The organism is Vibrio sp. 1159, from assembly GCF_033340395.1.
GTDB classification, from domain to species: Bacteria; Pseudomonadota; Gammaproteobacteria; order Enterobacterales; family Vibrionaceae; genus Vibrio; species Vibrio alginolyticus.
Genome location: NZ_JAWOWL010000033.1, coordinates 33,146 through 55,356 on the forward strand (window position 1 = coordinate 33,146; position 22,211 = coordinate 55,356).

At 40.8% G+C, this 22,211-nt stretch carries 22 protein-coding genes; 9 read left to right on the forward strand and 13 right to left on the reverse strand.

The genetic code is table 11. The features are described from left to right. The 6 genes from R7127_RS20695 to R7127_RS20720 all read left to right on the forward strand — a co-directional run bounded on the left by R7127_RS20695 (position 1) and on the right by R7127_RS20720 (position 6,308). Positions 1 to 1,257: a Y-family DNA polymerase gene (locus R7127_RS20695; RefSeq protein WP_318148502.1), complete on the forward strand. Its 1,257-nt coding sequence runs from the start codon at positions 1 to 3 to the stop codon at positions 1,255 to 1,257. 460 nt (positions 1,258 to 1,717) lie between these two features. Next, positions 1,718 to 2,287, forward strand: a complete 570-nt coding sequence (locus tag R7127_RS20700; RefSeq protein ID WP_318148503.1) for a YceI family protein — start codon at positions 1,718 to 1,720, stop codon at positions 2,285 to 2,287. A gap of 276 nt (positions 2,288 to 2,563) precedes the next feature. Next, positions 2,564 to 4,180, forward strand: a complete 1,617-nt coding sequence (locus R7127_RS20705) for a DUF1566 domain-containing protein (RefSeq protein ID WP_206953898.1) — start codon at positions 2,564 to 2,566, stop codon at positions 4,178 to 4,180. Beyond that, complete coding sequence (locus R7127_RS20710) at positions 4,180 to 4,707, forward strand: DUF1566 domain-containing protein (RefSeq protein WP_206953896.1); 528 nt, start codon at positions 4,180 to 4,182, stop codon at positions 4,705 to 4,707. The genes R7127_RS20705 and R7127_RS20710 overlap by 1 nt, the downstream gene beginning before the upstream one ends. 76 nt (positions 4,708 to 4,783) lie before the next feature. Then, positions 4,784 to 4,966, forward strand: a complete 183-nt coding sequence (locus R7127_RS20715; RefSeq protein ID WP_206953894.1) for a hypothetical protein — start codon at positions 4,784 to 4,786, stop codon at positions 4,964 to 4,966. A gap of 139 nt (positions 4,967 to 5,105) precedes the next feature. Beyond that, positions 5,106 to 6,308, forward strand: coding sequence for a competence protein CoiA family protein (locus R7127_RS20720; RefSeq protein WP_318148504.1), 1,203 nt, complete (start codon positions 5,106 to 5,108; stop codon positions 6,306 to 6,308). Positions 6,309 to 6,549: 241 nt separating this feature from the next. Here the strand turns inward: R7127_RS20720 and R7127_RS20725 are convergent, their stop codons facing one another. The 7 genes from R7127_RS20725 to R7127_RS20750 form a co-directional block, all read right to left on the reverse strand. After that, complete coding sequence (locus tag R7127_RS20725) at positions 6,550 to 7,368, reverse strand: nucleotidyl transferase AbiEii/AbiGii toxin family protein (protein ID WP_318148505.1); 819 nt, start codon at positions 7,366 to 7,368, stop codon at positions 6,550 to 6,552. Continuing rightward, positions 7,331 to 8,290 carry a type IV toxin-antitoxin system AbiEi family antitoxin gene (locus tag R7127_RS20730; RefSeq protein ID WP_318148506.1) on the reverse strand — a complete coding sequence of 320 codons (960 nt, stop codon included), beginning with the start codon at positions 8,288 to 8,290 and terminating at the stop codon, positions 7,331 to 7,333. Before R7127_RS20730 ends, R7127_RS20725 begins: the two co-directional genes overlap by 38 nt. 222 nt (positions 8,291 to 8,512) lie before the next feature. Then, a complete protein-coding gene (locus R7127_RS20735) occupies positions 8,513 to 11,089 on the reverse strand; it encodes an Ig-like domain-containing protein (protein WP_318148507.1) in 2,577 nt (858 codons plus the stop codon). A gap of 541 nt (positions 11,090 to 11,630) precedes the next feature. Then, complete coding sequence (locus R7127_RS20740) at positions 11,631 to 12,032, reverse strand: hypothetical protein (RefSeq protein WP_318148508.1); 402 nt, start codon at positions 12,030 to 12,032, stop codon at positions 11,631 to 11,633. A gap of 507 nt (positions 12,033 to 12,539) precedes the next feature. Continuing rightward, positions 12,540 to 13,172, reverse strand: a complete 633-nt coding sequence (locus R7127_RS20745; protein WP_206953882.1) for a DUF2726 domain-containing protein — start codon at positions 13,170 to 13,172, stop codon at positions 12,540 to 12,542. A gap of 45 nt (positions 13,173 to 13,217) precedes the next feature. Beyond that, a complete protein-coding gene (locus R7127_RS27090; protein ID WP_411977865.1) occupies positions 13,218 to 13,463 on the reverse strand; it encodes a recombinase zinc beta ribbon domain-containing protein in 246 nt (81 codons plus the stop codon). After that, positions 13,463 to 13,909: a hypothetical protein gene (locus tag R7127_RS20750; RefSeq protein ID WP_206953881.1), complete on the reverse strand. Its 447-nt coding sequence runs from the start codon at positions 13,907 to 13,909 to the stop codon at positions 13,463 to 13,465. Before R7127_RS20750 ends, R7127_RS27090 begins: the two co-directional genes overlap by 1 nt. A gap of 198 nt (positions 13,910 to 14,107) precedes the next feature. Here R7127_RS20750 and R7127_RS20755 point away from each other — a divergent pair, with 198 nt between their 5' ends. Further along, entirely contained in the window at positions 14,108 to 15,409 is a 1,302-nt protein-coding gene (locus R7127_RS20755; protein ID WP_318148509.1) for a DUF945 family protein, read from the forward strand. Between the two features lie 68 nt (positions 15,410 to 15,477). Here R7127_RS20755 and R7127_RS20760 read toward each other — a convergent pair whose 3' ends face one another. Genes R7127_RS20760 through R7127_RS20770 form a run of 3 tightly spaced genes read right to left on the reverse strand, consistent with a single transcriptional unit; the run spans position 15,478 to position 17,047 of the window. Further along, positions 15,478 to 15,909, reverse strand: coding sequence for a hypothetical protein (locus tag R7127_RS20760; RefSeq protein ID WP_318148510.1), 432 nt, complete (start codon positions 15,907 to 15,909; stop codon positions 15,478 to 15,480). A 2-nt stretch (positions 15,910 to 15,911) separates the two neighbouring features. Then, on the reverse strand, positions 15,912 to 16,403 hold the full coding sequence (locus R7127_RS20765; protein WP_318148511.1) for a hypothetical protein: 492 nt from the start codon (positions 16,401 to 16,403) through the stop codon (positions 15,912 to 15,914). Further along, entirely contained in the window at positions 16,400 to 17,047 is a 648-nt protein-coding gene (locus R7127_RS20770; RefSeq protein ID WP_318148512.1) for a hypothetical protein, read from the reverse strand. The genes R7127_RS20765 and R7127_RS20770 overlap by 4 nt, the downstream gene beginning before the upstream one ends. Before the next feature lie 86 nt (positions 17,048 to 17,133). Between R7127_RS20770 and R7127_RS20775 the strand changes: the two genes are divergently transcribed. Then, positions 17,134 to 17,526 carry a hypothetical protein gene (locus R7127_RS20775; RefSeq protein ID WP_206953875.1) on the forward strand — a complete coding sequence of 131 codons (393 nt, stop codon included), beginning with the start codon at positions 17,134 to 17,136 and terminating at the stop codon, positions 17,524 to 17,526. Continuing rightward, the gene (locus R7127_RS20780; protein ID WP_318148513.1) at positions 17,516 to 18,001 is read left to right on the forward strand and encodes a lytic transglycosylase domain-containing protein; all 486 of its coding nucleotides are present in this window, start codon (positions 17,516 to 17,518) and stop codon (positions 17,999 to 18,001) included. Before R7127_RS20775 ends, R7127_RS20780 begins: the two co-directional genes overlap by 11 nt. A 132-nt stretch (positions 18,002 to 18,133) precedes the next feature. Here the strand turns inward: R7127_RS20780 and R7127_RS20785 are convergent, their stop codons facing one another. From R7127_RS20785 to R7127_RS20795, 3 genes are all read right to left on the reverse strand, one after another. Continuing rightward, complete coding sequence (locus R7127_RS20785) at positions 18,134 to 18,676, reverse strand: hypothetical protein (RefSeq protein WP_318148514.1); 543 nt, start codon at positions 18,674 to 18,676, stop codon at positions 18,134 to 18,136. 63 nt (positions 18,677 to 18,739) lie between these two features. Then, positions 18,740 to 21,034 (reverse strand): hypothetical protein, encoded by a 2,295-nt coding sequence (locus tag R7127_RS20790; RefSeq protein ID WP_206953871.1) that lies wholly within the window; start codon positions 21,032 to 21,034, stop codon positions 18,740 to 18,742. 339 nt (positions 21,035 to 21,373) lie between these two features. Continuing rightward, a complete protein-coding gene (locus tag R7127_RS20795; protein ID WP_318148515.1) occupies positions 21,374 to 22,207 on the reverse strand; it encodes a hypothetical protein in 834 nt (277 codons plus the stop codon). Positions 22,208 to 22,211: the final 4 nt, after the last annotated feature.

Sequence of the window (22,211 nt, forward strand, 5' to 3'; positions counted from 1 at the left end):
ATGTATTGCTTAGCGGATGCATCAGCCTTTTATGCAAGTTGTCACCAGGTCTTCGAAGTTTCATGGCGCAAGAAACCTGTAATCGTCCTATCTAATGAAAATGGGATTATCGTTGCGGCGAACAAAGAGGCTTTATCCTTGGGAATAAATAAATTCTCTGCTTACTTCAAGGTTAAAGCACTTTGTGATCATTATGGCGTGGTGGTCTGTACGTCAAACTTCCCCCTTTATGCAGACATAAGCGGGAAGATGATGACAGTAATGAGTAGTTTCGCTCCTTCAAGCTACGTGTATTCCATTGACGAACAGTTTCAGGATTATTCTGGATGTGAAGCCACTATCCCTGATTTCTTTGAGCATGGTATGAAAATACGCCGCGCAGTGTGGAAGCAGGTTCGCATACCAGTCTGCTGTGGATTTTCTCACACGCTCACGTTGGCAAAATGCGCGAGCCATGCATCGAAACGCTTACCAGGTTTTCGCGGTGTTTGCGTACTGGATACAAGAAAAGAAATTGAAGATGTACTGGCAAAAATGACTGTTGATAAAGTATGGGGTATTGGTGCTCGTTTGGCCACAAGGCTCAAGTTTATGGGCCTCGATACCGCATTGCAGCTTTCACGACTAGACCCACGTAAAGCAAGGCGCGAATTTAGTGTCGAAATGGAGCGGATAGTACGGGAACTAAACGGACAACGATGTAAAACTTGGGATGATGTTAGGGCACCGAAGAAAGAAATTTTCTCTACAAGAAGTACAAGCGACCGGCTGACTACTGAGGAAGAATTAATCCAGGAGATTTGTGAGCATGCTGGTATAGCATCCAGAAAAGCTCGTGATCAGAAATCGCTTTGCCGCGTAATGGTGTGCTTTGCTGGAAATTCATCATATGACGAGCGTCCCGTTAACTATAAGGCAATGCACCAGTTCGCTTACCCGACAGCAGATGCCGATCAGATAACTAGGCACGCAGCACAGATGGCAAGAGAAATGTTCAAACAGGGTGTCAAATATTATCGAGTCGGAGTAGGGCTCATTGACCTTGTTGACGGCCAGCATGCACAAGAAGACTTGTTCAACCCATCACCGAACCGGGCAGAACTTATGAGTGTCTTTGACGGATTAAATACGAAATATGGAAAAAACACTGTATTTCTGGCTGCACAGGGCATACCAAGAAAATGGGAATGTGATTCAGCGATGAAAACGCCGCATTATACGACGTCGTGGCGGGACTTACCGAGGCTTAAATGTTGACTTCTTTCTAAGACTGTAGGTTATGCACCAACATCAATTCACTTTTTCATGCACCAAAAAATACACCTCAGAATGGTATATCGAAATTATTGACCGATATACCTTAAATCGGTAACCCAATAGTGGGTTGCCCATTTACCCATAAGAACAATGTCATATCCATTCAAAACAAAAACCATAGAAAATCAGAAAGTCAGTGACAGTATCCCACCGAAAAAGTTTGTTCAATTTTTTAGAATATCTTATTCAAAAATATGTAAGCGCCTATCTATGATAGTCACGTATAATCCAAAACTATATTTTTTGAAAGCGTGGTATTTTAAGTTAACAAACTAACATGTCATTTATATATAAAGAACTATGAACGACAACCTAGTTGCTATCCATGCGTTAGCTGCAGTAAAGCACCACGTTATTAACAAAGATTAAACACTCAATAAGATGTTAGGAAGAAGTAAAGATGAAAAAGTCTCTAGTCGCCGCCGGTCTATTCTTATCAATGGCAGCACCACTGACAGCAAACGCTGCTGACTATAAAATTGATACATCTGGTGCACACGCGTCAATTAACTTTGCAGTTAGTCACTTAGGTTACAGCATTACTCAAGGTCGTTTTAATGATTTCGAAGGTACTTTCAGCTACGACGAAAACAATATTGAAGCTTCTAAAGTAAAAGTGGTTGTTGATACGACAAGCTTGGATTCAAATCACGCGGAACGCGACAAGCACATTCGCAGTGCAGACTTTATCGACGCTGGTAAATTTTCAACAGCTACGTTCACTTCTACTAAAGTGATCGACAAGAAAGATGGCAACATGGACGTGATCGGTGATCTGACACTACACGGCGTAACTCACCCGATCACAATCCAAGCATCCGTAATAGGTGGTGGTGCTGATCCTTGGGGTGGTGAGCGCTTAGGTCTTAAGGGAAACACACGCCTTGAACTAAAAGACTTTGGCATTAAAGAAATGGGCGCGACTACATACGCAGATATGACTTTATATGTAGAAGGTCTAAAACTTTAATTTTCCGAACATTTACGTAGTGCCGGGGAAGGAGTTAGTCACCATGACTAGCTCCTTTTTTATGTGAAAAACAGGAAAACATAGGCTTTCTATCAAATTTCTCGAATAGTAGAAAAGGTTTTTGTGGGTTATAGCTTGTTGTTTGTTCGCAAACAATTTATTTTAAATGCGTGGTAGCATTTTAAATTTAACGTTCTTTAATTTTTAAAAACAATGATTTTTAAAATCACAAGTTTTGAATGCTAAAGCTCGAATAGTTCACCCCGGTAGAAAACTATGTCACTTACTAAAAACCTAGTTACAATAGCTATCTTAGCTAGCTTAAACATGATCTCTGGATGTGCTGAAGAGTCAGATGATGACAGCTCATCAAGTACATCAACCGAAGAAAGCGTAACAGCTCCAACCTTTACTATGGTTCAAGAAGTCTCATTTAACGAACCTGAAAATGGTCTACAAACGTTTGACGTGACAGTATCACTTTCACGTAGAGCTTCAGTCGATATCACATTGCATTATGATATATCTTCAATAACCGCAACCAGTGGTACAGACTTTGAAGCTCAATCTGGTGTAGTCACAATTCCAGCAGGAGTTACTAGAATCGATATTCCAGTGACGTTAATTGGTGACCAATTGGATGAAGATGATGAATTATTGGAGGTTACAATCTCTGACCCATCATTTGGTGAAGTATCCAGATCCGCAGGGAGCACGGAAGTAACAATCAGAGACTCTGATGACGAAACTCAAGTGTCATTTGCATCAAGTCTGGTTACAGTATCAGAGGCTTCTGGCGATTATGATTTGGTTATAAACCTAAGCGTACCAACTGAAAAAAATGTACAGATCCCGTTCCAAGTCACTGGATTAGCGAAGGAAGGTTCAGACTTCCTGATAAACACACCGAGTCCAATCAATGTTCCATCTGGTGCAGATCAGGTAGTCATATCACTATCTGTGATTAATGATTCATTGCCAGAAGGTGGTGAATCCATCGTATTCGACCTCGAAACTCCGAACAACGCTGCTTTGGGTGAAACCACAGAAACAATCGTAATGATCCCAGGTGATTTAGGGCTTAATGATAGTGGGTCGGTATCATGGTATGACGGATCTACATATACCTCTACATCACCGAACTCCACTTACCCAGGTCAGGATGCCGAGTTTGGCCTTGATGTCACTAATCAAAGCGTTGATTTTGATGGGCCAGCAGGGTTTAGCTTTACGAAGTTAGATCACGCAGGGAACGCATTACCAAGCAACGCAGATAACTTCACCTGTGTTCGAGATAATCGAACCGGGTTAGTCTGGGAAACTAAGCAACCTGAAATGGTACTACCTACTAATACAGGTACGGCGTTAAGTGATGAATTAGACAGTTACGATGACGAAAACCCATACCCATATACCAATGCAAACTCCTACTGGAGAGCAACGAATTACCAATACTATTGGTATAACTCCGATAGCACTACAAATGGTGGGGCAGTTGGGGCTAGGGGGGATCGTTTAGATAGACAGTACCAAGTATCAAATCTGTGTGCATACCAAAAAGAAGGCCAAGTTGGTTATGATTCTAGCTCCAAATACTGCGACACAGATAGCTATGTGACTGTTGTTAATGATCTGTCCCTGTGTGGATATAAAGACTGGCGATTGCCAGAAGTTGGCGAACTCGAGTCCATTTACAATTACAGAGCAACCGTTGCTGATGAGACTGAAGTTGAATACTTCGACGACAATATGAACGGTGACTATATTTCTTCCACACCATTTTCTAACGGAACAGGGTCAGCATGGTGTATCAACCAGGGAACAGGTCAGATCAAGTTATGTAACAAGCAATCTGCTCATTATATTCGATTAGTTAGAGGGGACGCACAATAATGAATGCAGTGAAGGTAATTCTGGCTGTAGCAGCCGTAGCATCGTTTTCAGTTTCGGCTCAAACTTGCAAAACATCTATTAATAAAAGTCACCCTACCCAACAATTTGTAGTTAATTCGGACGGAACAGTAACAGACGTCATCAATGGTTTGATGTGGACATATTGCTCGTTTGGTGAAACGTTTAGCAACTCAGCTTGCACAGGCGACCCTACCAATGTTTCTAGCTGGCAAGCCGCGTTGAATACCGTGTCAGGATATTCATTCGCAGGTCATAACGATTGGAGACTACCTAATATCAAAGAGCTAAGCCACTTAGTTGAAAGAAGCTGCGTTAACCCAGCAATTGACCTAGACGTGTTTCCTTCGACGTCATCGACAGTCTACTGGTCGAACACACCGGATGTGAATCATATTAATGCGATTCCAGGCATTGAAGGAATGGTAGTAGATTTCAAAGATGGTACTGAGTTTGTAACTGATGTGAATTCACACAAGCTGATTAGACTAGTGCGTACTATCAATTAGTAACCAATTACCAAGAATAAAGAGCTGGCTATGCCAGCTCTTTCTATATCGAGATAATTAAAACTGAGAGGTTATAATGGACACTGTTGATTATGAACAAGAAGTAATGAATGATCCTTCAACTTCATATTGGTTACGTGAACAGATCGAGAAGTCCAAGGAAAGAGATATTCTAGACGTATTGGACGACACTGAATCTTTGGTCTTGATTTTAAAAGCTCGCCTTAATGCCATGACTTTGAAGCACACAAACAAATAGCACTCAAGATCACTTGAAGAACAGCTGGCAATGCCAGCTTTTTTTTTAATCTTCAGACACACCTTGGTGTAGCGAATTCCTCAGAAATTATGCTATCTATATTATCCATATCAAGTTCATTAGGGGAAAAATAACGTCGATGGTGAAGATGACCAGAGCTTTTGATCAGAATGGTGATGTTGTATCGATTGACCATGTAGAAAATGGTCGAAGGTGCAACTGTACTTGCATCGTATGTGGCACACCGCTGTTGGCTAGACAAGGTACACGCAACCACCACCATTTTTCTCACGTCACTCAATGCAATTGTGATTGGTCTGGAGAAACAGAACTGCATCTTTTAGCTAAAGAGGTTTTTCTTACTGATAAGTGCCTGACATTCACTTGGTTGTCGTTGAATAGCATGCCTTATAACATAGATGTTCACTTTAGTGATGTTCATCAAGAGGTTACTTTAGGTACATTAAGGCCGGATATTGTAGGAACAACAATAGATGGTGAAAGGGTGCTTATTGAGATTTGTGTTACGCACCCATGTGATAGCTCCAAGATTCAGGAATACCGTAGACAAGGACAAAATGTAATAGAAATTCTACTACCTAAAGAATTGTTAATCGGTGTTGATGTTATGGATGTTGCATTTGTCAGGGAAGCTATAGTTACGGCAGAAAAAAAGTGCATATCGTTTAACCCGATATCAGAATTCTGTAAATCCATGTATCAATTGAACGCGGATGTAATTAAAGAGCAAGGTAGTACCTTAAGGACGATACGCCAAGAAATAGGAGCTGGAAACAAAAATCTGCGAATACTGAACAATCAAATTTCGGACTTTAAAAGAATTACGCATAGTTGGGCTCTAAAGGCTAATGAAATTGAAGAAAGAGCCGAACATTACGCCAAACAACTAGAAGCAGAAATTCTATCGCAACAACATGTTAAGCAATATCTGTCTGATAAAGATACTTATGAAAAACTGAGACGCGAGTTGCGCGAAAACTACTCGAATGAAGTAAAAAAAGCAGAACGTGATATTACAGCGTATGAAGCGAAGCTAAAACAAGATGTCCATCACCGGCTAAAATCATCTGAAGCGAACAGACTCAAGTCAATTCAGGATGAGTTACTTGAGTTTTCTGGAGGTACATTGTTGCAAGTGGATCAGTACATACAAATGATCAATGAGAAATATGAGAATCGTTTCGATGAGCTTGAACGCAATTGGATTGTACTAGAAAGACAGCTAGCACGACTAAATGAACATACTAAACGTCCAGAGTTTTTAAAGCATGAGAATAGAAAATTACCTCCATTAAATAGTTACAATAAGGTCCGAGGCTAAAGCATCGTAGATGTAAAATTAATGATGATTCATGATAAAACGAGAAATTTAGTACGCTCAGTAGAAGTGAATATATGGAGCCGACAAGTAGGATTATCGGCTCCAAAATAGGTATTGAAACACTGCCCCAGCGCCCGTCCTATAAAGGCTCAAGGAAATCGTGAAATCCTTAACACCGATAACCGTACATGTCGGGTAGCTAAAAATCAATTAGGCTTGTTTAATCACTTCCAACTTGCAGTTATGAATCAAATACACCACGCCAAAATGCATCTAGCTGTTGTTCTAAAGCATCCATGTCGACTGCTCGATTACCATTGGCCATCGCAGTAAGTAACCGGTCTTTGTGATCGTTCTTCAACTCGAGCAAAATACTCTTTGATTCAGCCTTCAGAATGTCTCGAACATCAAAACCTAGAAGAAACGCTGTAACCACGTCAACGTTGTATTCATAATCAGAAGGCACATAATCTTCCCAAATGCGGTCCGAATGGATTAGCTGATATTTCTGAATTAAGAGAAGAAAGTCACTCGCGTCCTTAGAGTTTTCAACTCCGCGTTCTGACCACGCAATGAGCTTCATCAGTGCGATACCCGGTAAAGAAGCGACTTTAAACGTCAAATCATTAATTTCTACCTGTATCGATGACTCAAACGCTTCGTAGAACCCAATTACTGACATGGTTTCTTTATATTTTGGTGGCCACTGAATACGCCTTTCAGCGTCTTCGAGCGCGCCAAATGGCAAAATATCAACTGGGTACCCTGATTTTGGCTCACGAAGTCGATGTACCATTTCAGTTTCCGTTAAACCTGACTTTATTAGTGATGCTTTTATTTCATCGAACTGAGTCCAGTTATGGACAAAGATAGCCGTATCGATATCGGCGGTTGCTCTCCCCGGTGCGTGCCCGAAAATGCCATGTAGAACAATATCTCTAGCGGTTGCACCAGCAATAAAATATGGAATATCAAGGGAGTCTGTAACGGCCACTACTTCTGTCAGCGCATTGATGAACTGATCATTGAGGGAGTGTTTTAATCTGTAAGAATCTGTCATTTATTATCTCCGCGACCTCTCTATTGCGTCCATCCTTTGTAGCAATTAACTCAGCAATGGTAAGTAACGCTCTACCTGTATCTGTGACCTGTAAATCTACTCCCCAGAATGGTTTGCACACATTCAATCGAGGTGCATTAGCATCCGCTTTATTGGTTTCATACTTTGGCACTTGTTGATGCGCATACAGTAATAGATGCTCGGGATGTAGGTAATCTGTCAATTCTGCAGCTGCAGCTTCCCCACCCCATACTGCATTATCAGGCAGTACGATGCTTCTCCAGTCTGCTGGCGGTGGATATGGTATGCTAATTTGCTTGGAACCAATGTGTTTGTAGTAGCTCGTAATCCAGTCGTACATAAGCCTACTAGTGTCAAAGAACCTGCGTTTAGTTTTGTCTTTTGGAATGTGTTTGTTCTGCACTAAGAAGTTTATGGCTTTATTGGCCATACTGACGGAAATCCCTGCTTTCGAAGCAATTTTCTCATAGGTTGACTTCAACAAAGATGGCTCACAAATTAAAGCGAATACGCATTTCACTATCCCTTCCGTCATGACTACAGGTTGCTTTGTAATACCTGAATTTGAGTTAGGTGTGGTGACCAGGACATACATATCATCATTAATGATCCTAATATTTCCAGCTTCGTCTATGTAGTTGATACCGAGGGTATCACACTCAGTTCTTAGGAATTCTGTCAGTGCGTTCGTGACTAACACATATTGGTCATCAATCCTTAAATTCCGTAAAGTTTCTTTACGGTGTATACGCTTAAATTCTACTTTTAAACGATGATGCTTTGGGCCCAACCAAAGGCTTAAAGTCCCGTCGTAATTACGGTCTTCTTTATACACAAACTTAGCCTGCCAAGACTTAGGCAAGTTTTCCGTAAAGTTCATCAATTCGAATTCGGCATTCATTTACACAAAACCTAAAATTACATGATTCATGTAAAAACTATAATCGTATAATTATGACAAGTAAAGGCAAATGGAAACCGGAAACAAGGGACGATCCCTTTTAAATGCAAATCGTACATAAATGGTTGTGGCTAAGAACGAAACCGGTGGTTTTGAGAAGGCAAAAAAAAGCTGCATCCAGGTATGCAGCTTTTTTAAAATTGCTATATCAAATGGAGCACTCTACTCGACAAAGGTGACATTAGTCATCTCAAACATAAAGTTGGCTTTGCCCTCTACGTTATCAACCGCTGGTGTTACTGGTAAGTATACTTTTCCATCCGTTGATATGTTTAAGTCCCATTGAACACTTTGTCCGGGTTTAACTGTCTGGGCATTAACCAAAACACTAAAATCTGCATCGCTTCGTAAAGTAAACACGACAGGAACAGACCCCGTGATAATTTGACCGGAATTATCTCTTAGCTCAGAACTGACAATTTGGTAGATAGGGACATTATTTCTGTCTTTCAAAATCTGGCTAGTAGTGAGAATTTTGCGGTCATCAATTTGTATTGTATTTGCGGGCACATACTTGAGCTGAATGGTGTTATTAGCAACATTACCAAATTCATCAGAAGCTGTAATATCAAGAAAATAGTTTTGATCGGGTTCTAAACTTGGAAATAACCTTGGATATTCAAGGGTATAGGTTGTATCACCCACATTTACAAAGTCTAGCCTCAACTCATCCGAAGCCGGGCCACCTCTAATAATAACGCCATCCAATTGATGCTGAGACATGTCATCCACATCGATTTTTAAGCTTTCCAACCCCATTATTAGACTATTGTTAACGAACGCATCTCCTTCAACCGTTACAGAGATTTCCGGTTCGGTTTTATCTGTAGTAACACTACCGAGAGTTTCAGTTGTATAGTTTCCAAAACTATCGTAAACAGTCACATCCAGCTCAAACCGACCCTCTGGTAACGAACTCACGTCACCAGAAAATTTGTAATATGTACCATCTATACGTTCTACTTTGGCTTTGAAGGTTACCACTTCACCAGTGTCTATATCCTTTGCATTTACAATTGCATTTGAAATGTAGTAATTGCGGTACACATCTTCAACATCCCTATTCCACACTTTCCCACTGAATTTTAATGTTTCTTCACTAAAATCATGATCGACAATAATTGGATCGTCAGTATCGACTTTAAAAATAATGGTGTACCCATCCTTGATAGATGGGTTGCTTGCATTGATTGATACAGCTCCGTAGTTTGAGTGTATATAAAGCTTATTTAGGCTTTTCAGGGTTCTGTCATACATGACACTACATTCAGTTTCTCCAGCGGGTATTGTACACCTCTTAGAAGTATCAATATTTGAATATACAGTTTGGGGATACTCACGAATCTTTGTAACGAACCGGCCGCTTTTGATTGACTCAACTCCGCTATTATTCCCAAATCCTAATTCATAATAGCTTCCGGTTGGGAGTGAATTTCTTACGCCTTTAGTGATCGTATAGACACCATTGGTATCATTTGAGGTACCACTGACTCTTATCTCACGACCATCATCCAGGGTCATGTAAAAATCGGTCATTTCAGGTGGTAAAGTCTCAGCCGTAAAATTAGTACCAGCATCGAGATAACCTGTACAGTATCCACCAGGAGACATTAACCTACGTCCTATCAATTGGCCGTTACTTTCTACTTGAATGTTACCTTGCTTGTAATATGCATAATTAGCATCCACAGATACAGGATCATAAGCAGTATTTAACTGTGCGAACCGTGGTGACCAACCAAACATTGGCAGTTTGAAGCGACTATATTCAAGAGGTACCCTTACTATAAACTCCGCTGGATTAGCAGTGATAGGTTCGCCTTTTTTAAACGACTTAAACCCAGCCGTATTTGAGATGCCAGGTATGCCACTTGATCCAGGGGAAGAAATACCTACAAAGTCATCCCTCATTTCACTGGTGATCGCCACATTATTTATCCTACATGTAGCCCAAGGATAGGTTTTAGAAATAATATTTTTATTTCCTGCTTGATCCACTACAGCAAGCTGAACCCTTACCTCACTAGTACTATTTGAAGGGAGAAACTTAGCTATACCGTTGTATGGGGCCGTCAGTTGGTTATTTCTGAGGTACAGCTCTGAACCGTTGGTATATGCATCCTGCTCGGCGTACTTAACCCAATTACCATTGTCATTAAAATAAGTTGTAAAAGTTGCGCTTTGTATCGGTGCGCCAGTGAAGGCTGATACGGATGTAATCCTCTCTGTATTCCTCGATGATAAAACCTGCTGTCCGTTATATTGAAAGGTAGGCCGGTCATACTCACCATTGACATACAATACTCTAAAATCAGATAAAGAGACTCCATCTTCGTCAACGGTAAACTCATATGACTCCGATTTGATTTCATTTGATTTACCATCAAGAACCGTTTGAGTTACCGTATATGACTCTTGATCGGTAAGCTCCGGCAGGCTTATAACCTTTCCATAAAAGTCGTTACCAACGGGATTACTTATCCTATCATCGACCGTAACCATCCCTGTGGTTGTTGTATAGATAACAAGTCCGGTTGAATTAACAAGTTCGAGTTTTAGTTTTCGGTCTAGTCCAGCTGATATGCCGAGGGATAAACTGGTGGAGTTGATGAACTTTTGCGGAACAAGTGACGTCGTAACATTGTCAACTTCTTTCTGAAAAAATACAAACTCTGCATTAGCATTACTTGATAATGTTGCCACTGCTCCAATTATGAATATTGATGCTAATCGACCCATTGATTCACCTTACCAACCTACTCTCAAAAAAATTAATGGCTTAAGGATAAGTTTTACATGAGGTCTATGTGGTGATTATGCACTGTGTTTTGCATGTGCTTTTTATCCGTTTAATTTGTTGGGGCTGGGAGAGAGCTTTAAACCTCAAGTATAGAGTCAGCGACGGTTGGAAGGGACGACATGCTTGTCGAGTTTATTTCTAACTTCTATCCGGAAATTACCGATAAAAAATGCCAGTCATTTAACTGACTGGCATTAGAGAACTTTCGGTATTCAGTAATTTCTGGTTGGTAATAACTATATCAGTGTATGAAATACATGTAGATGTGGTAAGGGATACACAATACCGCAAAACCTTTTGCAAGACCAAACAACCAATATACAGGAAAATTAATAACCACACTAAATGGCTGGAGAAACTTATATTTTTTTAGTAAATCTTCAACACCGCGCATGATAAGCAAACTAATAAACGCACTTGCAAGAAATGACACAACCCACGCTAGCGGTACTTCCCAAAATGAAGAAGCAAGAGGTTTAATTACAATCTTGATAACTTTATCGAATAGCCAAAGACATCCCCCCCCAATAACATAATTGTTGGTATATGCAAATGATATGGCATCATTGAATAGTCTGATTCTTCTTTCTCTTCCTTTGTGAGGTGATAAACGTTCTTTGAATCAGTTCTAGAGCGATTTCTTGTAACTTCTCCATATCGAGTCTCCCTCGTTTCTTTCCAGCTCGTTGTGGTTACCTCTCTGTGCGAAAATCTACCAAAAAATTTCTCTTGCTGTCTTTCAACGGCTAAAATGTAAAAGAATGCACCAAAAAACCATAAAATAGTATACGGTGAAGCTAAACCCATTATTAAAACGTAGGCTGCTGATAGCACACCCACCATTAAGCTAATAAAATTAGATACTCTAATAAATTTTTGCATTTTTAGATCTCAAAACGATATGATTTTTTTCGAGGCGGGAGATATAAGCCGAGAAATGGAGGCTGTGTCATAGGGCCATTTTTTGATAGTCAGCAGATGATTTTTTAAGCCATATTTTTAATGTCATATTTGTAGCTAAAGTTCTATTTAGAGTTGTTGTGCTAGGAACAGTGATCTCCATTTTGTTGAACGTTTGTTAGTTTCAAGTGATTTTATCGTAAATAATACCTAAATGTATGATTATATTCATCATATTTTTGCTTTGTTTCTTAATTAAAGAATCACAAAACTCAGGAGGTCATATATTGAATCGATAACGATGGATAAATGGAACCACGAGCGGCTCCATTTTAATGTAAAACCTTCTATGCACTTTCACACTTTGATTTGATAGTTCTATAAGCGATATACCCTAATGCTGTAACCACCAGCAGTGTTAACAAGTACTGAGTCATCTTGTAACCGATATAGAGCGATAACATCACTACTACGCCCCAAGAAATATACTTAAGCTTTTTCACTAGGCACTTCCCATGTTTGTTGTTCAGATGTCTCGAATAAATAGCTTTTCAATTCTTCTGGTTGATAAGCATATTTTGCACGACATCTGTAAAGCGGCAACCCTGCACTTTTACATGCTAGTTCAACGAACTGGTCCCTCTCAATTCTTGACTTTTTCTGGTGTGATTCGTCATCTAACTCTATAGCTGCTACATAAGAAAGGTCTGACTTTAAGCACAAAAGGAAGTCGAAGTGCTTACTAGAAATCTTGGCGAACAAACGTCCCGAATCCTTTTGGTTGAGCCCTTTGCTAGCATGTAATACATCCGCTATTCGTACCTTACTCATGACCACCAAGTCGTCTGGAACAACACCAACTAGCACACCGTAAAAGCTTCTCTCTGCTTTCGTTAGTAAGCCGTTTCTCAAAGTGTAATCCACGATATTTCCATCAGCATCTTTCAATGTTTCATCCTTGGCTCTAGGTAGGTTCATCAACTTTTGTAATTGCTCCCAGCCAAACATGACGAACATACCTATGGCAGCTAAAACAAAACAATACATAGGATTTGTGAACACTAAGCCTATCGTTGCGATAACGATGATCCCAAGGCCGACTTGTAGATTCGTAATTTTCAATTTTTTTTCCTAAAAAAATACCGTCCTATTTGAGGACGGTAGTGGTTATTTTGAACGGATGCCGGTACATCCATTCTTCGCGTAATTGACGCACCCCCAGAATGGCTTGTCTGTATGCTTCCCTTTTGATGCGCGCCTTATCACCATTGTTGAGCCGCAGTTCGGACAGGTAACTGACTTGACCTTCGTAAATGACTTGTTGATACGATATAGAATGAGAAGAACCACTACGCCGTATACTGTAACCATCATTGGTCCACTAACCAGACTCTGTAACTCGATGCCTAGCATTAAGAGGCGCTGATCGCTTTACCTGACTTAAGTAATTGCACTTTGTTTTGGGTGATGACTTCAAGATCTTTTAGCGGAGAGAAGCCTTCCTGTTTGAATGCACTTTGAGCAGATTGGTATGTAGCACCAATAATATCTAAAGGTACTATTCGAGGCAGATTGTCAGTTTTGCTGATACGGTCAGAAAGGTAGTCTTCGAAGTATTCACGGCAGGCATTTTCATCTACGGAGTCTGCAAGCAAGCTACCCGAACATCGAACATAACTAGCCACACCTTGCGTATCCATTTCTAAGATTGGGCCAGGTTGTTGCATTGATAGCCCGAAAGCAGAAACCGCTACGAGTGTACCTAGCAGGTATACACCTTTAAGTTTGCTGAATGAATACCACTTTTTGTCATTTTCATCCTGTGTCATCGCGAGTGAGTTTTCTTGAACGTTTTCCAAGGTAAAGCCCTCTTTTCATATGTAAATAGACATAACCAGTCTGGTTATAGTTAAACCCTGGCGTAATGTTAAACGCTAACTTTTGATTTACAGGGTTACATTGCGATAAAAGCAATGGGCATTTTTACATACTTGATAACGCCTGATATTGATAATGTAGTACTATCTAGGTGTACTAAATTCTGAAAAGGTATGATTGTGAATAAATCAACTTCCCTCTTACTTGCGGGTACAAGCACTGTTTTAGCAGTACTTGGATCTGGCACTTACGGTTATTTTTCCATTAACAATGGCTACGACGCCGCAATTGAGAAACTCGAGTCACTCGAAGGTATTACAGTTGAAAGCCACCAGCTAAATATTGGCTTACTTGGTAGTACGGGAAACACCGTGATAAAGATTTCCCCTAAAGCGGCTGGTGTGCTGGGTGATCAACTGACATCTGGTGAACAGATCGTATTAGAGGCAACGCACTCTCTCAGTTATTTCGCTTATCCTTTCGAAATAAATCACGACTTAAAATTTGACGAAAACACATCTCAGCTGGTGGCCAAGAACTTGAACTTAGAGATCCCAGCAGGTGAGCACCTTCCCCTTCCAGGACAGTTAATGACAAGACATACGCTGAGTGGTGATTATGATGTTATTGGGATGACAGACCACATTAGCTACGGTGAGTTACTGACAATAAGCCCTACCCGTGTTTACTTCACCTCAAGCAGTGATGGAAGTGAAGGATTCCTAAAAACCAGCACAGATTCCATTGAGATGAACAGTAGCGGATACGGTAATAAAATTAAGCTGGACGGTATCAACTACCAGTGGCGCGGCCCTCTAACCGGATGTAAAACGATCTGTGAAGGTAGCCAACAAGTTAGTATTGCTAGCTTCAAACAGCTTAAATATAACGACGTTATCGAACTACTGGCGACTAACGTAGGCTTTTCAACAAGCACTTACACTGCGGATGACAAGTATCATTTCAGATTCAATGGCATTGCTAAGGAGCTTGAGAATAGTTTCATCCAATGGAAGGATGTCAACCTAACGACAAGTGTAAATGACGTTAAGTCAAAGGCTATTGAAGAGTTCAGTGACGAATTGAAGGTTGTCATGAAGTCAGACACGTCGAATTTCCTAGCATCTAGCAAAATGGAAAAGATGTATGCGCGCTTACTTGAGACGGGTTTGAAATTCAATATTGATAAAATGGTCGCGTCGACAGACAACGGAAAGCTATCAACGGAATTACATGTCAATTTGCCAGAAGGCAAGATGCCGAACCTTATGCTTAACCCTCTCGGATTAATTATGGTTATCCAGGGTGACTTGGACGTTAATATCCCTGCGGCTGAAATTGATAAAGTGTTTGGTGTTGGTTCCGCTCAATCAGCGAGTAGTACAGGCTTTGCTATCCTTGATCGTGACGGAATGTTCAAAACCAGAATCAAGGTATCTGACGGCGAGGCAAATGTGAATGGCCGAACCTTACCTCTATGATCCAAGCTAATGAACCAGAAAAGGCACCCTCGGGTGCCTTTTTGATGCGGATTTAAAGCTTATTGACCCTACTTAGTCTCCTGCAAATTAGGGAACAGATTTAGGACTGATGTTTTAGTACTTTGGATCCACTCACTATTATCACAACTGAACGTGCTTTCTGCAGTGCTATACAATGTTTCAAGGTCATCAGTTGGAACAACGTGACTTACTGCTACGAAGAAACCAAAGTATGGGTTAGTTTGCCCAATATTCATTATTTCGGTCTCTGTAAACGAAACACCGCATTCATTATCACGTTTCATACCTATCATTCGAATCGTTCGTGAGGCGATAGGGCTAACCACTTCAAGTTCCGATAATCTGGCTTCAACTTTTGGGGAAACAACGCTTTCTGTTTTTTCAACTTGAGCTATCTCTGTAGCACTGTCTTGATAGCTTGAACATCCGGACAGTACGCTAGTGGCAAGTAAGGCTAAGGAGATTAATTTTGACTTCATTGTTAGTCCTTAGGGGTGAGCTTTTCTAGTTGAACCCGGTAAATCAACGAATCTGTAAACCGTTGCGCCAGTTCTTCGAGTTGAATGCTGTTTTTAAGTGGGCCGAATGAATACTCAGCCATAGCTGGTTGCTTTTGGGGTTCAAAGTTACCAAGTGGGTTTTCAAAGGTTACGTCGAACCATTCATGGCCGAGGATGGTAATGTTACCTTTTTTTAGATGAACAAAACGTTCTGACCCAAATGTATGGCAATGATCAATAGCAATTTCTTCGTCTAACGGTTGCTCAACTACAGCGAGATTAAGCATATAGGTGACGCCACAGTTCGGACAAAGTGTCACTGTATACGACCAACCTATACCTTTAGCAGGCTTGCCGATATCCAAGTTTAACCAGTCGCCGTCCTTCCCTTTCACATGATCGCCACACTCGGCGCATGGTATGGACACTTCTTCCGTAGGTATCACCGTTACGCTTTCAAAGGTATTATTCATGACTCAGCCCCTGAATTTTCATAAAGGTAGTAGTTAGCCGGGGCTAATAGCGCGTTCTTTTCTGGTGGAAATGCAACAAGACGATAGTTATCAAGCAATCTTGATGGTTGTCCATCACAAGCGAGCACCGTTAAGTAGTTTCCTTCGCTTATACCGCCATCAGCACCATCAAGAATACCTTCGACCATTAGCGGGCAGTCATTAAATTGGTAGTCGCTCTGTTGTATGATGAATTCAGATTTGAAACGAACAGCGTCATTTTTGTATAAAGTGATGGAGTCAAACTTCAACGCAATGAGCTTACTTTGGTCGTAGTCCTTTATATCCCCCGTATAGCCAATGAATGTGGAACGGAAAACACCAATGGGGTTTTCGGACAATAACTGCCCTGTTGCCATAGTTTCTTGTGCCTGCAACTTAATCCATTTCCAAACGTTTTCTACTGAAGATGTGTTTAATGCCACACCAGCTGAAATTATCAAGGCGGCACCAAGAGCTACTTTATGCTCCTTTAGGTTCTTAACTGTCTGTTCACGCTTGGTGATTGGAACTGCGTTTTTGATTTCATTTAGTAACTGATCGTTATCTTCAACACTGCTAGGTTGGTCCTGCAGACTAACGCCTGCATCTAATTCTGAACCCATTCAATTTGCTCCACCTGTTGATAGTTTGTGTAGATACTAAGATGTTGCTAAACTTCTTGCAACTTCAATAGTGAGCGTATTTAAAAATGACGGATTTGAGTGACGACGATATTAAAAACCTAAAGATTAAACGCGACCGACTAGCCGCCGGGTCAGTTATCGGCCTGTATTGCTTATCAATTTTCACACAATCCATCTATGGTTTGCTGTTCTCAAGCCTATTCTTATTTCACTTTGCATTGCTTTACATGATGATGGAGCGAAAGAGGTTGTTTGGCGGAGACATTATGTACCTACTACTCCCCCTCTTAGCCTCTGGGTTTGTGTCCTATTACCTTTTGAGTTCGAATATGCCAGGTAATGTATTAGAACAAATTAAAGAAATAGATGTGACGATTTGGTTTGGGTGCGGTGTGGCACCGGCGTTCATTCACCGTGGTTTCAACCATTATTTAGGGCTGACTAAGAATGGTCATTGATATAACGTTAGACGATGTAGCTCGCGGTACTAAGGTGGCGCCTGTAGTGATCGAACAGTGTGTTGAACAGGCAGCTGACAAGCTCGACTTCGATGCTACGCTCATGATGGCAATATTGGATGTAGAGCAAGGCAGAAAAGGCACTGTATCTTATAACAAGTCAAATGGTTCGTTTGACCTTGGTCCCGGACAGGTGAACACGATTCAATTTGAGGAAATCTGGTTCAAGCATGAGTACCCGACCGTGACTTGGCAAAAGCTAAAAGACGATGTGTGTTTGAATCTTGAAGTTGCAAGCCGTGTGTTAAAACAAAGGTTAAAGGAATTAAAAGACGGACAAAGTGTTTGGAATGCTGTTGGTCATTACCATTCAAAAACAAAGAAATACAAACTCATATATCTGCAGAAAGTAATGAAGGCGTACCGCATCCGTTCTGAAAAGGAAGGCAGTGGATTCAACATTGTCAGACAGTGAATCCTACACAAGCTTTCGGCCTACCCAAACACGAAAAAGGCCACTATAAAGTGGCCGAAATACGTATCTGCTGGATTAAGCACATTTCTAGTAAACAATCTTTAGAGTTACCAATTTACTGGCATCAAGTTATTAAAACCCTAAGATAGAACGCTTGTTCTTCTTTAAGTGTTTTAGGTAAGGGTCTTCCTTAGCATCATAGTTCTTTAAGTGATCTATTCCTGCAAGTAACCCATACTCCTTTTCTGCCTGCTTAAGGGCTTTTTGAATGATCGAATCTTTAGAATGTAGACTGACTTTTGTCTTTGCAACTCTTGGTCGACCTATTTCCTCAACTGTAAAATATCGTCTAGCTTTGGTGAGCTCTCGAATCTGAACCCCAATGTCTTGGTGCTTCACTATAAATGAGTTTGGTGTACTGTTTTCCACAACAGCGGCGATGTTGTCTGCAACAGACTGCAAATCGCTTAACTGCTTTTCCCGGTGCGCGTTAATCAAACTATCTAACGCTTTTTTTCTCTCTGTAGTTCTGCGTCTTTTTGCCGATTTCAGCTTCGCATTAGAGTCATAAGATTTGCTGGAGTTAGATGTTGATGGCGCATCATCTTCCTTATATGCGTCATATAATTTTTTTACGCCATACGCTAATGGTATTGCCGCTAACCATAAAGCCATTGTTTTGCACCCTTTAAACTTGAAAGAGGGTCCTGCAATGAAAGCAGAACCCTCTTGTAATGATTAAGCCGTCTTAGATTCAAACTTTCCAGTTAGTAAGTCACGAATCTCAACTAGAGCTTCAACAGAACGCTTTAATTCATCAATGTCATATTCTGTAGCTGCATCTTCCTTCAGCTTATTGATGTACTCTTCGGTTTGTTCTACCAGCTCATCTAGACCAGCCTGAATTGCAGTCTCAGTATTGTTCCAGAACTTAACAATGCAATCTTCAATTTGGTCCCAAACATTTTCCTTTTTGATTGCTTCAGCAACCTTTTTAGCGAGGCTTTTCTGCCATGAACTACCCATTAAACGATAAACCATATATCCAATCGCAGCTGCAATGGCTATACCGATAGTGATCGGGCCACCAAGAGCCGCCACGAACGATGTAACTGAGGTTACGCTACTGGCAAGCCCTAACGAAACAAGTACACCCGCAGCTTTACCAACTAGGATGTAAGCCCCTAAGTTGCTTGCAATCGTAGATACATATAGAGCCATTGCACCTAGACTTCCTAGTCCGGCCATACCACCAACAAATGCTGCGCGGGAGTTAAATTCAGAAACATCGATATCAAGCCCCCCAATTTCTGAGTCAATAGAAGCCTTTGTCATTTTAGGAGCTGCTTCTTGCCATCGCACCAGAAGGGCGTCCACCTCATTTGAGACAACTTTACCGCTAGATTTTAGGTTACTCTCAAGTTTAGAGGTGATCAGTTGGCTGAAATAATTGCCAATTTCTGTTTGAGCTTCTTTCTTGTCATCATAAGTTTCGGTAATAAGCGTTTCCAAGCCTTCCGCAGATGAATTGTACTGATAGAAGGTCTTCATATCAGAAAGATCTTTTTTCTTACGGTCAGCACAAGATGCAACAAGTTCCTCGAAATCGGCCTTTATTTTAGAAGCCTGCTTACGAAATCGCGCATCCTGTTCATTGACCTCATTTACACGGTCAACACTTGATTGCTCTTTATCTTTCAATGATTCAATAGCAACCGCTAGAACCTTATCTGCTTGAGTGTAAATATTCTTGATATTTTGCTCTACGATAGCAGCATGATTCTCATTCAGGTAATCGGCCATTTCATCAACTTGACGGATAAGCGATGTACGATATAGCTCATTCTCTCGCCAGAACGGTTGTGTACGAGCGGTCAGTTCCTGAGGTTCTGGTGCTTCATCGATATAACCATCTTCTATCCAATGATTGAAAATTAGCTTATCGAGTTGCTTCTTCACGCGTTTGAACGTTACTTTACCAACCATAGAAACATCATCAGCATTTAGATCACTATGACAGTGCGACTGGACGAATAGTAGATGCTTCAGAGGATTATTTTTATCGACTGGCGGGCGCTGACGGATGATATTTGCGGCAAAACCCAAATCACTTTCCTTAAAGAATCCAGCGTGCATAGACAAGAATACAACACCATCAGCTAGCTCTACACCACCAAGCGCTTTTTCAGTGTCGCGGTCGTCTTCACTGTTTAGATCCCCTGGAGTATCCATCAACCACACTTTTTTGAGGATAGGCGCATCCATGAACACGATTGCTATGTACGCATCATTTTCAAATGATTCATCATAATTGTGTACGCCTAAACGGTCTAGGATATCGGTACCGCCTTGCTCTATCAGGTACTTATTGACCAGTTCTTGAGAGTGAATCATGTATGGCTTAAAACCTTTACGGAAGATTGCCACTTGGCCATTGATTATGGATGGTTGATCATCCGTGTGCATCAACAGGTTTACCACGCAGGTAGCAGGAGTGAACTTTTCTTTTAGTACCTTCCCATCCGTTAACGTGTTGAACATTGTGGTTTTGCCCGAGTCAAAGTGTCCAAAACCACCAATGATAGGCTTTCCATTTAGAGATTTTAGAAGCTCTTCGAACTTTTCAAACTTGTCTCCAAGTTCAATCGAATCAATGTAGCTTCTCTCTTTAGCGATTTTAGCAATAGCGGATTTTGTATCCGTAATCTTATCTAAAGCCTGTGCTACTTTTGTTGCAACTTCAGTTGTAGTGAGAATAGACATGGAAATATCTTCCTTTTTGTAAGTTATTTGGTTTAGGAATTCATAGAAGCGACTTGGTTCCATACCTATTGCGTTCAGGTAACCAGCCATTTTTATCGCATCTGCTTTCAGTGGTTGCTTTTCAATTCGGGAAACGGCCCTTTGATCAAGAGTTCTACCCATACCATAGATATCAGAACGTGCTGCAACATCTTCCTGAGAAAGACCTGCTTCAGTTCTAGAACCGATGAGGAATTCTATAAGCTGTTTGTTGATGTTTTCGTTGCTCATACTCTGTACCTGCTAATCAGCAAAGCGATATTGCTTGCAGATTTTAAGACGTTTTTGTCTAGAACAAATTCAATATAGAGCTCCAAATAAAAACTGTCAACAAATTAGACCATTTTGTCTATGTAAAATGCAAATTATCAGTAAAGCATTAAAAAATAGTGACTTATGACTCTGTTCACCTTTTCTTATCTGATAAAAAACTCATTAATTGGGAAGGTAGTCCTTGTCATAGAGCAATCATTACATTTCTTCAGGTATAAAAAATGGCAGTGTAAGTGATACCTACACTGCCATTTGAGTATGACAATACGAGTGATGATTTCTTAGTCTACCCGTTTACTACCCACTAATGTTTCGCAATAGATTTGGCTTACCAAACTGAACTAGATTAACGTTCGAATCCTTTAGAACCATTCGCCAAAACTGTTCCAGATTCTTCATCGAATTATAGCTGCTATAGTTCTTGCCACCGTGAATATACCCTGCCCCCAGCACATGTAGATCCGCGCCTTTGAAATCCGCCTGGAACCCTTGGGCAGCAATCTTTTCGAACGCCTTTTGTGCATCTGGAACATTAACATGACCTCGTGAGTAAAACGTCAATGTCTCAGAGTTCTCCAGCATATCCGACACTAGAAATACAATTTTCTTATCTGCCTGAGAACGCGAAATTAAGTCGGTACCGATTGACATGATTGTTCCAGCCAATTCAGTCTTTGGATAATCTTCGTCCCCATCGTTAAATGATTCTTTCAACATCTTCTGAGCGCCGTTCACAGCTTTAGCTTGGCTCTTTAGGCATGAATCTAACTTAGTGAGCTTTGTTCGATTCACAGAGTCACGATCAGATGACGAAAGAGGTGTCTCAAAGTATCCAGAAAATGGGATATTTGTGTATTCACCTGCGGCCATCGCAGAGAACGTTACAACCGTAATTTTGTCACCAGGTTGGTTAAAGCTTTGAACTTGTTTGTGTACGTTAACCTTCATGTTGGAATCTAAATGAAGTGTCTGGTCAACTACGACAAACAGCTCTCGCTTGGCTACTGATGGCTTGTATTCAGAAAGGCCAGCATAGTCATAGCAAGAAGGAATATCATTCCTTACCGCCCCAAATGCCAGTTGGGAAAAACTGGCTAGGGCTACCAATGTTAATGATAGAGTTTTCTTCATGTTA

What these genes read in the sequence shown, in the direction of transcription:
- R7127_RS20695 (WP_318148502.1), top strand. Translation starts at nt 1, where the DNA reads ATGTATTGCTTAGCGGATGCATCAGCCTTTTATGCAAGTTGTCACCAG.
- R7127_RS20700 (WP_318148503.1), top strand. Translation starts at nt 1,718, where the DNA reads ATGAAAAAGTCTCTAGTCGCCGCCGGTCTATTCTTATCAATGGCAGCA.
- R7127_RS20705 (WP_206953898.1), top strand. Translation starts at nt 2,564, where the DNA reads ATGTCACTTACTAAAAACCTAGTTACAATAGCTATCTTAGCTAGCTTA.
- R7127_RS20710 (WP_206953896.1), top strand. Translation starts at nt 4,180, where the DNA reads ATGAATGCAGTGAAGGTAATTCTGGCTGTAGCAGCCGTAGCATCGTTT.
- R7127_RS20715 (WP_206953894.1), top strand. Translation starts at nt 4,784, where the DNA reads ATGGACACTGTTGATTATGAACAAGAAGTAATGAATGATCCTTCAACT.
- R7127_RS20720 (WP_318148504.1), top strand. Translation starts at nt 5,106, where the DNA reads ATGGTGAAGATGACCAGAGCTTTTGATCAGAATGGTGATGTTGTATCG.
- R7127_RS20725 (WP_318148505.1), bottom strand. Translation starts at nt 7,368, where the DNA reads ATGACAGATTCTTACAGATTAAAACACTCCCTCAATGATCAGTTCATC.
- R7127_RS20730 (WP_318148506.1), bottom strand. Translation starts at nt 8,290, where the DNA reads ATGAATGCCGAATTCGAATTGATGAACTTTACGGAAAACTTGCCTAAG.
- R7127_RS20735 (WP_318148507.1), bottom strand. Translation starts at nt 11,089, where the DNA reads ATGGGTCGATTAGCATCAATATTCATAATTGGAGCAGTGGCAACATTA.
- R7127_RS20740 (WP_318148508.1), bottom strand. Translation starts at nt 12,032, where the DNA reads ATGCAAAAATTTATTAGAGTATCTAATTTTATTAGCTTAATGGTGGGT.
- R7127_RS27090 (WP_411977865.1), bottom strand. Translation starts at nt 13,463, where the DNA reads ATGCTAGGCATCGAGTTACAGAGTCTGGTTAGTGGACCAATGATGGTT.
- R7127_RS20760 (WP_318148510.1), bottom strand. Translation starts at nt 15,909, where the DNA reads ATGAAGTCAAAATTAATCTCCTTAGCCTTACTTGCCACTAGCGTACTG.
- R7127_RS20765 (WP_318148511.1), bottom strand. Translation starts at nt 16,403, where the DNA reads ATGAATAATACCTTTGAAAGCGTAACGGTGATACCTACGGAAGAAGTG.
- R7127_RS20770 (WP_318148512.1), bottom strand. Translation starts at nt 17,047, where the DNA reads ATGGGTTCAGAATTAGATGCAGGCGTTAGTCTGCAGGACCAACCTAGC.
- R7127_RS20775 (WP_206953875.1), top strand. Translation starts at nt 17,134, where the DNA reads ATGACGGATTTGAGTGACGACGATATTAAAAACCTAAAGATTAAACGC.
- R7127_RS20780 (WP_318148513.1), top strand. Translation starts at nt 17,516, where the DNA reads ATGGTCATTGATATAACGTTAGACGATGTAGCTCGCGGTACTAAGGTG.
- R7127_RS20785 (WP_318148514.1), bottom strand. Translation starts at nt 18,676, where the DNA reads ATGGCTTTATGGTTAGCGGCAATACCATTAGCGTATGGCGTAAAAAAA.
- R7127_RS20790 (WP_206953871.1), bottom strand. Translation starts at nt 21,034, where the DNA reads ATGAGCAACGAAAACATCAACAAACAGCTTATAGAATTCCTCATCGGT.
- R7127_RS20795 (WP_318148515.1), bottom strand. Translation starts at nt 22,207, where the DNA reads ATGAAGAAAACTCTATCATTAACATTGGTAGCCCTAGCCAGTTTTTCC.